Here is a 12065-nt window from a genome sequence, read left to right on the forward strand (position 1 = left end):
GCCCGCTTCCGACTCGATGACCCCACTGCGCCCGGAGCGCTGCTGCTGGTAGATTCACCCACCAACAGGTCAGCGACGACCAGGGGAACGAAATGGGACGAACCACAAGGCGGATGCCGCGGCCCACCATGGCCTTCATGGTGGTCTTCCTCGGGGCCCTGCTGGTGGTCTTCGGGGCCTCGGCCCTGCCCACCCTGAGCCACGACAGCCCCCCGGGGATCCCCCAGCAGAACGGGGCGCTGAAGGGGGACGCACCCCCGAGCGCGGAACCGGAACTCGAGGGTCCCATCGAAGGGACCGTCGCCCCGCAGAACCGCCCGGACGAGCAGACCATCTCCACGATCGGCCAGACCATCGCCGCCACCCTGTTCGCCGCGACCCTCCTGCTCCTGGTCGTCCTGGTGCTCTCGCTGCGCCGCAAGGACCGGGCCGACGTGGACCCCGAAACCGCCCCCGCCGACCTCATCGCCCGCGAGGCCGCCTTGCGGGCCGAAGTGGCCCAGAGCCTCACCCACGCAGGGGCCTCGCTCGACGGGGCCACCGCGGGTCAGATCCATTCGCGCCTCATTGCCTCCTGGGTCGAGCTCGAACAGCTGGCTGCTTCGGCCGGGCAGGAACGCCGGGGATCCCAGACCCCCACCGAACACGCCGGGGCCATGTTGGCGGCTTTCGGGGTCTCCCGCGCCCCCTTGGCCCGGCTATTGGCCCTGTATGAGCGGGCCAGATACGACGCCGGTACCCCTGGTTGGGAACCCGACCTCGCCCAGGGCCGCCGCGCCGGCGCCGATTTCACCGTGCTGGCCGAGGAAGTCGCCGCGGCCGGGAAACGCCGACCATCCCGACCCGCCAGCGTGGACGCATGAAGCGGCCGGCTGCGGGCCAGCGCGGAAGGACGGTGTGGATCGGCCCGCTCTCCTTCGGCGTCATCGCTCTGGGCTTCTGCCTCTACACCCGCATCGATGCCGGCCATACCGCGGTGTTCACCGCGCTGGGTGTCTGTGTGGGCTATCTGTTCACCATCCTTCCGCTGCTGACGTTCTCCACCCGGATCCCGCTGGATCCCGGACGCCCGGCCAACGGCAACCAGGGCTTCCGTGCCCTGTCCTTCGCCCTGCTTTCCAAACGCCTCAGCAGGCATTCCCCGGCGGCCCGGGGCCTGGAGCACGCGGTGGGGACGGCGGTCCGGTTCGCCGGGGACCCCGAAGCCGTGGGCCCTGCCACCGTCGTGGCGCACCGTGAACTGCAGGCCGGCCGCGACCTCACGTCCCGGCAGGCCACCGCCGCCGCCCACGAAGTCGACCTCTGGTTCTCCCAGGCCCCCCCACTGTCCGCCCTCACGACGAAAGGCCGCTCATGAGCGATCCCGCATCAGGCCCCCAGCAGTTCGATGGCCCCGCCGCCGAAGAAACCACCGCGCGCATCGCCGCCGCGGGCACCGCGGTCCTGGAAGGGGTCGGGCGAGCGGTGATCGGCACCCGCGCCCCGTTGCGACTGGCCCTGGCCGCCGTCCTGGCCGGAGGCCACGTCCTGTTCGAGGACATGCCCGGACTGGGCAAGACGCTGGTGGCCCGGTCCCTGGCCCAGACACTCGGGCTGGGTTTCCGCAGGTTGCAGTGCACTCCCGACCTGCTGCCCTCGGACGTCACCGGCTCCTCGATCTTCGATCCCGTCGAGCGCAGTTTCGACTTCCAGCCCGGTCCCGTCTTCACCGGCCTGCTGCTGGCCGACGAGATCAACCGCACCTCCCCCAAGACCCAATCCGCCCTGCTGGAGGCCATGGCCGAGGGGCAGGTCTCCATCGAAGGCTCCACCCACCGTCTGCCCGTGCCCTTCCATGTCTTCGCCACGTCCAACCCGGTGGAATTCGAAGGCACCTATCCGCTGCCCGAGGCCCAGCTGGACCGCTTCCTGGTCCGGTTGGCCCTGGGGTATCCCACGGCGGGAGCCGAAGCCGACATCGTGGCGAAGCGGTTGGAACGTGGCCTGGTGGAACCGGTCCTGGAGGCGGTGCTCGACCCTCTTGCCCTGCGCACCCTGCAGGAGGACCTGGCCCGGGTTCCTGTCTCGGCGGATATCGTGGCCTACGCGGTGCGTCTGACCGCGGCCAGCCGAGGGTTGGACGAGGTCCAGGTCGGTGCCTCGCCGCGTGGCTCCCAGGCCCTGGTGCTGATGGCTCGGGCCATGGCGGCACTGGACGGGCGGGCCTATGTGGTTCCCGAGGACCTCAAGGAGGTGGCCGTCCCGGTCCTGGCCCACCGGCTGGTGCTTTCCCCGGCGGCCTGGGCCCGGGGAGCGGATCCCGTGGGGCTCATCGACGAAATCACCGGGTCCGTCGAGGTCCCGGCCACCGCACCGTGAGCCCCGGCTCCGGCTCCCAGCCGACGACGACCGAACCCCCCGTATCCCGGTTGGTGGACGCCCGCCGGCAACCTGCGGTGGCGGGTCCTGCCGCCAGATCCCCGCAATGGGGGGTGGCCGTACTACTGGCCCTGCTCTTCGGCGTCGGGGCCGCCATCGCCCGCCGCCCCGATGTCGCGGTCCTGGGGGCCCTCTTCGCCCTGATCGCCGTGTCGACCCCGCGCCGGTTCGGCAACCGGCATGTCCCGACGCTGGAGTTCGATCGGTCCGTCCACGCCCAGGTCACTGGCGGGACCCGACGGCGGATCCTGTTCCGCGACGCGGGCCCCGACCCCCGGACCGTCCCCGCCCTGATGGTGGTGCGGGCGGTGGCCCCGGGAGGAAGGGAATCGGCGCTGATCGCCACGACGGCGGAAACACCCGGCTTGGGGATCCGGGTCCCCCGGGGCGGACGACGTGATCTGTTGGCCTACCGGGTGTCCGCCTTCAGCCCCGATCTGGGCATCTGTCGCCACGAGTCGCAGACCGGCAAACTCACCGCCATGCTCCAGCCCTCCCCCGATCCGGTGCGGCGCCTGCCCACCCCCTCGGCGCTGCGGGCCCATGCAGGGAGCCACCACGCCAGGCTCCGTGGTGGGGGAACCGAATTACGGGACGTGGGGCCGCTCAGGCCCGGAGATGACCGCCGGCATATCGACTGGCGGGCCACGGCCCGCAACACGGAGGCCTCGGGCATGCCGCTGGTCCGCCGCTATCTGGCACCGGCCGATGCCGGGGTCACCCTGGCCATCGATGCCCGCGTTGATTTCCCGGCCCGGGTCGCCGCCTGGATCGACCCTTCGTTGGATGCCCTGCGCATGGTCACCAGCCTCCAGCTCACGCGCAGCGCCGCCGGTTCCCTGGCTGCGGCCTATCTGGCTCGCGGTGATCGGGTCGGGATGCTGGACGCCGTCGGATTCTCCTCCCCGGTCCGTCCCGCCGGTGGACACCGCCAGCTGGAACTGCTGCGTCGGCGATTCGCGGCGCTGGCGGTCTCCTCCAGCAGCATCCTCCCCAGCCGGCTCCCGACACCGGCGCCCGGGACACTGGTCTATTTCTTCTCCCCGCTGCTGGACCACGACGTCGCTTCCATCCCGGCACGCTGGGCCCGGGCCGGACACGTCGTCGCCGTGGTCGACACCCTGCCCGACCCCGATGCCACCGATCTCCCGTTTTCCGAAGCACAGGCCCTGACCCTGCTCATGGCCACCCGTGGCGCGGTGCGGGCCGAGCTGGCCGCCGAAGGCATCGAGGTGCTCCCGGCGACGGTCCTGCGTGAATCCGTGGAACGCTGGGGATTGGCCCGGTCACGCGCCAACTCCCTGCCCGGCGGTGGCCGATGAACGCGTTGTTGCGCCGGCCCCGCCCCGAGCGCCGGCCCGCGTCACTGGAACCGTTGGCCCTGGGGACGTACCCGGCCTCGCTGCTGGCCCTCATTGCGGCCGGACTGCTCCTGGCCGGCTGCCTGCCCGCCGCGGTGCTCAATGCCCAGGGGCGGGACCCGGTGTCACTGGGCTCCGGGGTGGCCGTCGCGGTGGCCGTCGCGGCGTTGATCCTGCGCTGGCCCCAGCACGTCACGGCCCTGATCGCCTTGCTGCTGTTGGGGGCCGCCTATCTGCAGGTCAGCACGGTGGGTTGGTGGACGTTGCCGTTGTATGTGCTGGCCGCCCATGGCATCTACGTGCTGCTGGCCCTGTCCGCACTGGCTCCCCGCTCGGCCCGCTTCACCCGGCAGGCGCTCCTCGAAGCAGCTCGGGCCGCGGCGGCGCCGCAGCTGGCCGCCCAACTACTCAGCCTCGTCGTACTCCTGCTCTCCTGGTGGGCCGCCCCGGCCGCCGGAACCCTGGGAGCCGTCGCCGGCATCGTCTCGGCCGGGATCCTGATGGCCGGCGCCTGGACGGCGTCGCGGGTGGCCCGGCGCCCGGAGAATCCTAACTAGGCCCTCCGGACGCTCCGGGTTGCACGGGGGGCTCCGGTTCCTGCTAAGCTCTTTGAGGTTCCCCGCCGCGCAGCAATCTGCGGCACGCCCTCGTAGCTCAGGGGATAGAGCGTCTGCCTCCGGAGCAGAAGGTCGAAGGTTCGAATCCTTTCGAGGGCACATTCATCTGGGCACCCAAGATCAGGTCCCCGGCTTCGGCCGGGGACCTTTTTCGTGTCGGAACTTTGCGCCATGCTCCGGGGACGTGTTTCGCCCCGTTGTCATCCATCGGATAGGTTAATCCAAGCGGCACGGATTCCGTTGCCCATCGATCTGGGGGCCGATCACGATTTCAAGGCTTCTTCCCATCACTTGCACCCATCCGACGGAGGAGCACATGTCCAGGAAACCGCTTTATCTCACCCTCCCGCTGGCCGCCGCCCTGGCCCTGTCCGGCTGCTCCGCTTCGGGCTCCGCCTCGGAGGACTCCCCCGCGGCCGCCTCGCCCTCGTCCAGTGCCGCCGAGGCCTCGTCGTCCGCCCGCACCGTCGACGCAGGATCCTCCACGGCACCGGCCTCGCCGGAGGCCAGCTCCAGGGCCGGGAACAATGCAGCCCTTTCCGATGCCCAACTCAAGAAGGCGGTGACCGCCTACTTCGACGGGAAGACCGGCGTGCAGATCATGTCGGGCGAAACGCTGCGCGCCCAGGCCGGGGCGGCCGGAGCCATGGTTGAGGGGATGAAGATCTCTCCCGAGAAGTGCAACTCCGCCCAGGGAATCGACATCGAAGAGGAATTGAAGAAGAACAACATCGCGGTCGGCACCTACCCCAATCCCGACAACCCGATGCAGACCTTCACCCTCACCGTCATGTCCGCCGGTGACCCGGCTCAGAACCAAGCCAAGTTCGACGAGGGGGTCGACGCGCTGGATGACTGCAAGAACATGGACGTCGAGGTCATGGGCATCAAGACCACGATGAAGATGCAGGAGGCCACGGTGAAGACGGACGCCCCGTCGGCCCTGGCCCTCCAGACCGTCACCACCGTCCAGGACACCAAGATCCCCGGAACCAATGTCTCGTTGCTCGACGACGGGATCCAGGTACAGCTCCAGATCCAGGGCGAGGAGTCCGATCAGGAGTCCCTGCAGCACATCGCCGATGAGGCCCAGCGGGTCCTCGACACCCTGAAATCGGCCTGATCAACGCCGCAGGACGACGCCGTCCGCTCCCCTGATGCTGCGGGCCTCGGAACGATTCCGTGGCCCGCTGCCAGGCCTCCGCCAGCCGGGGTCGCGCGGCCTATTTCTTCTTCGCTTTCCCCTTGCTCCTGCCCTCCGGGTTCGGGACGACGACGAAGGGGCATTTGGAATGGGCGACGCAGTGCTGGCTCACGGACCCCAGCAGCATCCCGGCGAAGGCACCGTGCCCCCGCGTGCCCAGGACCAGCAGCTGCGCCGATCCCGAGGCCGCGACGAGCACTTCCGCCGGGGGCCCGTGTTCGATCCGCTGGATCACCCCGGCGTCACCGCCGACGGTCTCCTGCACGGTTTCATCCAGCATCTTCCGCGCATTCTCCTTGACCTCCGCGCGGCTTTCGGCATACGGGGGCATGTAGCCGAAGGAATAGGGGACGGACCAGACCGCGACCGCCTCGACGGGGGCTTCGTAGCGCCGACCGTATTCGACCGCCCATTCCAAGGCGATCCTGGAGTCCTCGGATCCGTCGACCCCCACCACCACTGGATTCGTTGCCATGCGTTGCTCACCTCTTCCGGTACGCCGCGAAGCGCACCTTTGACGAACAAGCCCGCACCGGACTGCCTTGTCGGCGGCGCCCAATTCAGGTCGCCACGCGAGCGGGTCGGTGACCCCAAAGCGGAGCAGGCCAGGGAGTCCGGGGCCCGCCAACCTGGCCGGACGACACCGTCCACCCGTGCTCACCGTAGCAGGACGGACTCCGGGGCCGGGAAGCCCCGCAGGCCTTTAGGCGGCGGCGATCGCCACGAGTTCCGCGATCGGGCCGGCCAAACGCTGCGGCCCCATCCACACGGCGGTCAGGGGGCGCTTGGGCGTCTCTCCTTCGAGGGGAACCCGCAGCAGCGAGCCGGAAGCCAACTGCTCACGGAGCGCGAGTTCGCTGAGTGCCGCCGGCCCCGCACCGGAGGCCACGGCCAGGCGCACGGCGGCATTGCTGTGCAGCACCTGCGCCGGCTCCGCTGCCGCCCGACCGGCCAGGAGCTGCTCCAGCGCCTCCCTGGTCCCCGAACCGCGCTCACGCACCACCAGCGGCGTCCGGGCCAGCTCCTGCAATCCCAGGACGCCGTGCCGCTCCGCCCACGGATGCTCGGGACCCACCACGACGGCCAACTCGTCCTCCTGGACCACCGCGGCACTGATCCCCACCGGCAGATGAGGGGTCTCCACGAACCCCAGTTGCAGCGTCCCGCCTTGGACCTTGGAGATCACCTGGGCCGAATTCAGGACCTGGAGCTGTACTCGTACCTCGGGCAGCTGACGGCGCAATTCGGCCAACCAGGCCGGCAACAGGTTCTCCGCCACGGTCTGGCTGGCCCCGACCCGCAATTCGACCGGTCCGGCGGCCTTCCGGGCCCCCAGCACGCCCATGAAATGCCGGGACTGCTCCAGCAGCGTCCGGGAGGCTTCGGCCAATTCCACCCCACGGGCGGTGGGAACCGAGCCCCGGGGACCGCGCTGCAGCAGCGGGGCCCCGGCCGTGGCCTCGAGCCGGGAGACCAACCGGCTGGCATTGGACTGCGCCATGCCCATGCTGCGCGCCCCGGCACCGACGCTGCCTTCATCCACCACGGCGACCAGGAGTTCGAGTGCATGCAGATCCGGCCAGTTCAAACCCATGCGCCCATGATATGACCCCATGCCGAACCGATGGCTACCGCCGGTGGGCGCGGCGTGAAAACCTCAGTTCATGAGCACCGATACCGATACACGTCCAGGCGTCGCGACCCGCGGCAGCCATCTCCTGCAACACTTCGCCCCCGGCCTGCTGGTGTGCGCGGTCGCCACCGCCCTGTCCATGACGCTGAGCCACTTGTTGCCGGGGGTTAGCGCCCTGATCATCGCCATCGTGCTGGGTATCGCGACCACGAACCTGCTGCGGCTGCCCGAGCGCACCGCCCCGGGCATCAACTTCGCCGCGAAGAAGCTCCTGCGGTTGGGCATCGTCTTCCTGGGCCTGCAGCTGGTCATCGGCGACATCGTCTCCTTGGGCGCACCGATGCTGGTGGTCATCGTCTGCATCGTCGCCGGCGGGATCTTCGGCACCCTGCTGATGGGCCGGCTGATGAAGATGCGTCCGGGGCAGGTGCTGCTGATCGCCTGCGGCTTCTCCATCTGCGGCGCCGCAGCCGTCGCCGGGGTCGAAGGGGTCGCGGACTCCGAGGAAGAGGATGTCGTGACCGCCGTCGCCCTGGTGGTCATCTTCGGCACGCTGATGATCCCGCTGGTCCCCCTGCTCGGGCAGATCCTCGGACTCAGCCCGGAAATCAACGGACTCTGGGCCGGCGGTTCCATCCACGAGATCGCCCAGGTCGTCGCCGCCGGCGGCATCATCGGCGGTGGTGCGCTCGCCGTGGCCGTCATCGTCAAGCTCGCCCGGGTCCTGCTGCTGGCCCCCGTCGTCGCCGTGTTGAGCATCCGCCAGCGCCGCAACGGCAATATCGCTGCTGCCGACGGCAAGCGCCCGCCCATCGTCCCGCTGTTCATCATCGGCTTCCTGGCCATGATCGCGTTGCGCTCCACCGTCGACCTGCCCGGCGGGGTGCTCGAAGCCGGCAAGTTCGCCCAGACCGCTTTGCTGTCCGCGGCGATGTTCGGTCTCGGCTGCGGGGTGAAGGTCCGCAACCTGGTGCAGGTGGGCATCCGCCCCTTCATCCTGGCGGCGGCGTCGACCGTCCTGGTCTCCTGCATCGCCCTCGGCGGGATCATGCTCGTCCACCTCGGCAGCTGAGTCCGCCGAACCCTCCCGCGGTGTCCGTTGGCCTGACCAACGGACACCGCGGGATCAGTGATTCGGCCAGGGTCTACTTCTCGTAGACCTCCGCGGCCTCATCGAGCATTTCTTGTGGAATCTCCACTCCAGCCTTCTCCGCCGCGGCCGTGTTCACGTACAGATCAACGTCCTCGAGGGTCTCCACGGGCATTTCGGCCGGGTCATCGCCGTCCTGGAGGATCCTCACGGCCATCTCGGCGGTCTGCACACCGAGCTTCTCGTAGTCGATGCCGTAGGCGACGGTGGCTCCTCGCTTGACCGAAGCACCATCGGCAGTGACCACGGGGACCTTCTTGGACTGGGCTGCTTGCAGCAAGCCCTCCAACGCCGAAACCACGGCATTGTCGTTGGGCACATAAAACGCATCGACATCGAGCGAAGCGGCGGCCTGTTGGACCTCGGAAGAGGCGGAAATGGAGGATTCCTTCACCTTGAGGTCGAGTTCGGCAGCGGCCTCCTTCACCCATTCCACCTGGATCGTCGAGTTGACCTCACCGGAGGAATAGACGATCCCCACCGTTTCGGCTTCCGGGTCCAGCTTCTTGAGGAGTTCGAGTTGTTCCTTGATGGGGCCCCTGTTCGAGGTACCTGTGACGTTGGCGCCCGGGGCTTCGTTGCTCGACACAAGTTTGGCTTCCTCAGCATCGGTGACCGCTGAGAAGAGTATCGGAACATCATTGATGGCCTGGGCAGCAGCCTGCGCCGTGGGCGTCGCGACAGCCAGCACCAGGTCCAAATCGTCACCGGCGAACTGGTTCATGATCGCGGTATTGGTGGACTGGTCCCCTTGTGGGTTCTGGAAGTCGTAGCTGACCTTGTCCCCCGTATAGCCGGCGTCTTCCATGCCCTTCTTGAAGCCCTTGACGACGGCATCCAACGACGGATGCGATTGGATCTGGGACATGCCGATCTTCACGGGCTCAATCTCACCGTCGGCTCCCCCGGCGCCCTCATCACCTGTCGATCCGCAAGCGGTAGCGAGCAGGGCGGTGGCCATCAGACCTGCGGCGAGCTTGCCGGCGCGATGGATTCTCATACTGTGTTCCTCTCCCGGGTCACGAGTCGATGACTGGTCAACATCGGCCTGACGCCGCTCAGGGCCAGTCATCCGCTGCAGGTCATTCGACATCTTCTTGACTCTTTGGCGACTCAAGATCACCTGACCCTACCTGTGAACCAGCTCACAGCACCTATGTGACTTCTGCACTCATGGACGCCACCCCGCGTTCTGTCATCCACTGAAGACGAAGCATGCCCCAAGCCACCACCAGTGACGGAAGTGTCCGCGGGAAAGGCTGGCCCGGGTTGTTTGATGGCCGGCAACGACGCTAAGCTGAACGGCGTTCAAATGAACGTCGTTCAAGTTTGTGGGGCCGGGTCTCCGGCCCGAGAGGGAGCCCATGAAACCCCGTCGTCTCGAGGCCACCGATCTGGCCCGTATCGCCGTCTTCACCGCCATCGTCGCCGTGTTGGGCCTGCCGGGCGGACTCTCCGTCTTCGGCTCCGTCCCGATCACCGCCCAGACCCTGGGGGTGATGCTCGCCGGGGCCGTCCTGGGCCCCTGGCGCGGAGCCCTGTCAATGGTGGTCCTGCTCATCCTGGTGGCCATCGGGCTGCCATTGCTCTCGGGGGGCCGCGGCGGGCTGGGGGTCTTCGTGGGACCCTCCGCCGGGTACCTATTGGGTTGGGTCGTCGGGGCCTTCGTGATCGGGCTGATCGTCCATGGCGGGCCACGGCTGACCCGGTGGCGCACGATCCTCGGGGTGCTCGTGGGCGGCATCGTGGTCATCTATGCCTTCGGAATCCCCATCCAGTCGCTGGTCACCCGTCTGCCCCTGGGCCCGACGGCGCTGCAAAGTCTCGTCTTCCTGCCGGGAGACCTCCTGAAGGCGGCCATCGCCGCAGCCATCACCATGACCTTGGCCCGGGCCTACCCACGGGCCTTCCGCCGGCAGGAGGCCGGTAGCCAGATCCCCGTCACCGCCTCCGCCCAGGTTACTTCGGACGGCGAGCGCCCCGCCGAGAGCATCCGGTGACGTTCCGGCCGCCGATCGCCGCCATCGCCCCTGCAGCGGTGGTGCTTTTCGAGGTCTGGCGATGAATTCCATCTCGTTGGACCAGGTGGGCGTGCGCCTGGGCGAAACGACTGCGCTTGAAGGAATCTCGTTGAATTTGGGGGCCCGCAGGATCGCCATCATCGGGGAGAACGGTTCGGGTAAATCGACCCTCGCCCGGGTCATCGGTGGGCTGGTGGCCCCGTCCTCGGGGTCCCTGCGCGTCCACGGTGTGGACCCGGTGAGGCAGAAACGTGAGTTGCGGCGGCTGGTGGCCTTTGTCTTCAGCAACCCCGATGCCCAGATCATCATGCCTACCGTCGGTGAGGATGTGGCGTTTTCGCTGCGTTCCGAGAAGCTTTCCCAGCCGGAAGAAGAGGCGCGGGTGAGCGGGGCACTCGCCGCATTTGGTCTATCCGAGTTGGCTGGACGTTCCGCCCATGAACTCTCCGGCGGCCAGAAACAGCTCCTGGCCCTGTGTGGGGCCTTCGTGCGACGCCCCGATCTGGTCATTGCCGATGAGCCCACGGCACTGCTGGATACCCGTAACTCCCGCACGGTGGCGGATCACTTGTTCCTCGGCGGTGACCACCAACTGGTGCTGGTCACCCATGATCCACGATTGGCCCTGCGCTGCGATACGGCCGTCCTGGTGGGCTCGGGCCGGATCCATGCCGTCGGGGATCCCGTCGAGGTGCTGGCCACCTATGAACGGTCCCTGGCATGCTGAGCCTCTACCGTCCGGGCCACGGCCTGCTGCACCGCCTGCCCACCGGACGCAAGGCCCTGTTGCTGATGCTGGTGGTGCTGGGATTGTCCTTCCTGCCGTCGACGTACTGGGCCGCCGGGCTGGCCTGGGTCGTGGCCGTACTCGGCTACCTCCTCGGAGGTCTGGGACTGTCCGAACTCTGGCGCCAACTGATCGCCGTGCGCTGGCTGATCGGCATCACGCTGCTCGCCCAGCTGATCTTCATGCCCCTTGAGGCAGCGGCCGCCAATTCCTCTCGCGTCGTCGCCGCCATCCTCCTGGCGGGGTTGCTGGTGCTGACCACCCGGCTGACCGACCTGTTGGCCGCCGTCGAACGGGGCCTGGCCCCGTTGGCCCGGCTGGGGATCGACCCCGAACGGATGGCCCTGCTGCTGGCAGTGACGATCACGACGGTCCCGGTATTGGCCCGTCTGGGCGCCGGGGTGCGCGAGGCCCAACGGGCCCGTGGCGCCCGCGGCGGCCTGGCCACCTTCGTGGTCCCGTTCCTGGTGGTCTCGCTCAAGCATGCCGATGAACTCGGCGAGGCGCTCTCGGCCCGGGGTGTGCAATGACCCGGCCCCGGGTTCTCGGCCACGTCATCGACGCACAAACCCGCTGCACGCACTACTCAACCGTCCTGGATGTGATCGCCATCCGGTTCTACTGCTGCGGGGAGTACTACCCGTGCCGCCTCTGCCATGACCAGGTCCCCGCCCAACACAAGGCACGGCGTTGGCCGGTCGCCGAACACGACGCGCGGGCCGTGATGTGTGGGGTGTGTGATCACCAACTGGGCATCATCGAGTACCTGGCCCGGGCCGACTGCCCCTGCTGCGGCGCACGGTTCAACCCGGGCTGCAAGCTCCACTCCGACCTCTACTTCGTTCCTGCGCCCTGAGTTTCCGCTGCCGGAGGG

Annotated in this window: 14 protein-coding genes and 1 tRNA gene; 12 read left to right on the forward strand and 3 right to left on the reverse strand. The window is 68.5% G+C overall.

Going from position 1 to position 12065, the window contains the following annotated elements:
• Positions 1-92 precede the first annotated feature (92 nt).
• The 7 genes from AC3ZI9_RS09870 to AC3ZI9_RS09900 all read left to right on the forward strand — a co-directional run bounded on the left by AC3ZI9_RS09870 (position 93) and on the right by AC3ZI9_RS09900 (position 5519).
• The gene (locus AC3ZI9_RS09870; protein WP_444553586.1) at positions 93-863 is read left to right on the forward strand and encodes a DUF4129 domain-containing protein; all 771 of its coding nucleotides are present in this window, start codon (positions 93-95) and stop codon (positions 861-863) included.
• The gene (locus tag AC3ZI9_RS09875) at positions 860-1357 is read left to right on the forward strand and encodes a hypothetical protein (protein ID WP_444553587.1); all 498 of its coding nucleotides are present in this window, start codon (positions 860-862) and stop codon (positions 1355-1357) included. The genes AC3ZI9_RS09870 and AC3ZI9_RS09875 overlap by 4 nt, the downstream gene beginning before the upstream one ends.
• Positions 1354-2358: an AAA family ATPase gene (locus AC3ZI9_RS09880; RefSeq protein ID WP_444553588.1), complete on the forward strand. Its 1005-nt coding sequence runs from the start codon at positions 1354-1356 to the stop codon at positions 2356-2358. Before AC3ZI9_RS09875 ends, AC3ZI9_RS09880 begins: the two co-directional genes overlap by 4 nt.
• Positions 2355-3740, forward strand: a complete 1386-nt coding sequence (locus tag AC3ZI9_RS09885; protein WP_444566474.1) for a DUF58 domain-containing protein — start codon at positions 2355-2357, stop codon at positions 3738-3740. The genes AC3ZI9_RS09880 and AC3ZI9_RS09885 overlap by 4 nt, the downstream gene beginning before the upstream one ends.
• On the forward strand, positions 3737-4336 hold the full coding sequence (locus AC3ZI9_RS09890; protein ID WP_444553590.1) for a hypothetical protein: 600 nt from the start codon (positions 3737-3739) through the stop codon (positions 4334-4336). Before AC3ZI9_RS09885 ends, AC3ZI9_RS09890 begins: the two co-directional genes overlap by 4 nt.
• Positions 4337-4422: 86 nt before the next feature.
• Positions 4423-4495 (forward strand) — tRNA-Arg (locus AC3ZI9_RS09895).
• Positions 4496-4712: 217 nt separating this feature from the next.
• Positions 4713-5519, forward strand: coding sequence for a hypothetical protein (locus AC3ZI9_RS09900; RefSeq protein ID WP_489923560.1), 807 nt, complete (start codon positions 4713-4715; stop codon positions 5517-5519).
• Between the two features lie 100 nt (positions 5520-5619).
• Here the strand turns inward: AC3ZI9_RS09900 and AC3ZI9_RS09905 are convergent, their stop codons facing one another.
• Entirely contained in the window at positions 5620-6075 is a 456-nt protein-coding gene (locus AC3ZI9_RS09905; RefSeq protein ID WP_444553592.1) for a universal stress protein, read from the reverse strand.
• 228 nt (positions 6076-6303) lie between these two features.
• Positions 6304-7194: a LysR family transcriptional regulator gene (locus tag AC3ZI9_RS09910; RefSeq protein ID WP_444553593.1), complete on the reverse strand. Its 891-nt coding sequence runs from the start codon at positions 7192-7194 to the stop codon at positions 6304-6306.
• Between the two features lie 70 nt (positions 7195-7264).
• On the opposite strand from AC3ZI9_RS09910, the gene AC3ZI9_RS09915 reads away from it, so the two are divergent.
• Positions 7265-8305 (forward strand): YeiH family protein, encoded by a 1041-nt coding sequence (locus AC3ZI9_RS09915; protein ID WP_444561568.1) that lies wholly within the window; start codon positions 7265-7267, stop codon positions 8303-8305.
• A 73-nt stretch (positions 8306-8378) separates the two neighbouring features.
• Here AC3ZI9_RS09915 and AC3ZI9_RS09920 read toward each other — a convergent pair whose 3' ends face one another.
• Positions 8379-9383: an ABC transporter substrate-binding protein gene (locus AC3ZI9_RS09920; RefSeq protein WP_444553595.1), complete on the reverse strand. Its 1005-nt coding sequence runs from the start codon at positions 9381-9383 to the stop codon at positions 8379-8381.
• 364 nt (positions 9384-9747) lie between these two features.
• Here AC3ZI9_RS09920 and AC3ZI9_RS09925 point away from each other — a divergent pair, with 364 nt between their 5' ends.
• From AC3ZI9_RS09925 to AC3ZI9_RS09940, 4 genes are all read left to right on the forward strand, one after another.
• The gene (locus AC3ZI9_RS09925) at positions 9748-10383 is read left to right on the forward strand and encodes a biotin transporter BioY (protein ID WP_444553596.1); all 636 of its coding nucleotides are present in this window, start codon (positions 9748-9750) and stop codon (positions 10381-10383) included.
• A gap of 61 nt (positions 10384-10444) precedes the next feature.
• The gene (locus AC3ZI9_RS09930; protein ID WP_444561569.1) at positions 10445-11131 is read left to right on the forward strand and encodes an energy-coupling factor ABC transporter ATP-binding protein; all 687 of its coding nucleotides are present in this window, start codon (positions 10445-10447) and stop codon (positions 11129-11131) included.
• Positions 11125-11721: an energy-coupling factor transporter transmembrane component T family protein gene (locus tag AC3ZI9_RS09935; RefSeq protein WP_444553598.1), complete on the forward strand. Its 597-nt coding sequence runs from the start codon at positions 11125-11127 to the stop codon at positions 11719-11721. The genes AC3ZI9_RS09930 and AC3ZI9_RS09935 overlap by 7 nt, the downstream gene beginning before the upstream one ends.
• On the forward strand, positions 11718-12047 hold the full coding sequence (locus tag AC3ZI9_RS09940) for a CHY zinc finger protein (RefSeq protein WP_444553599.1): 330 nt from the start codon (positions 11718-11720) through the stop codon (positions 12045-12047). The genes AC3ZI9_RS09935 and AC3ZI9_RS09940 overlap by 4 nt, the downstream gene beginning before the upstream one ends.
• The last annotated feature ends 18 nt before the right edge of the window (positions 12048-12065 follow it).

It is taken from the genome of Arthrobacter sp. AOP36-F1-5 (genome assembly GCF_058137995.1).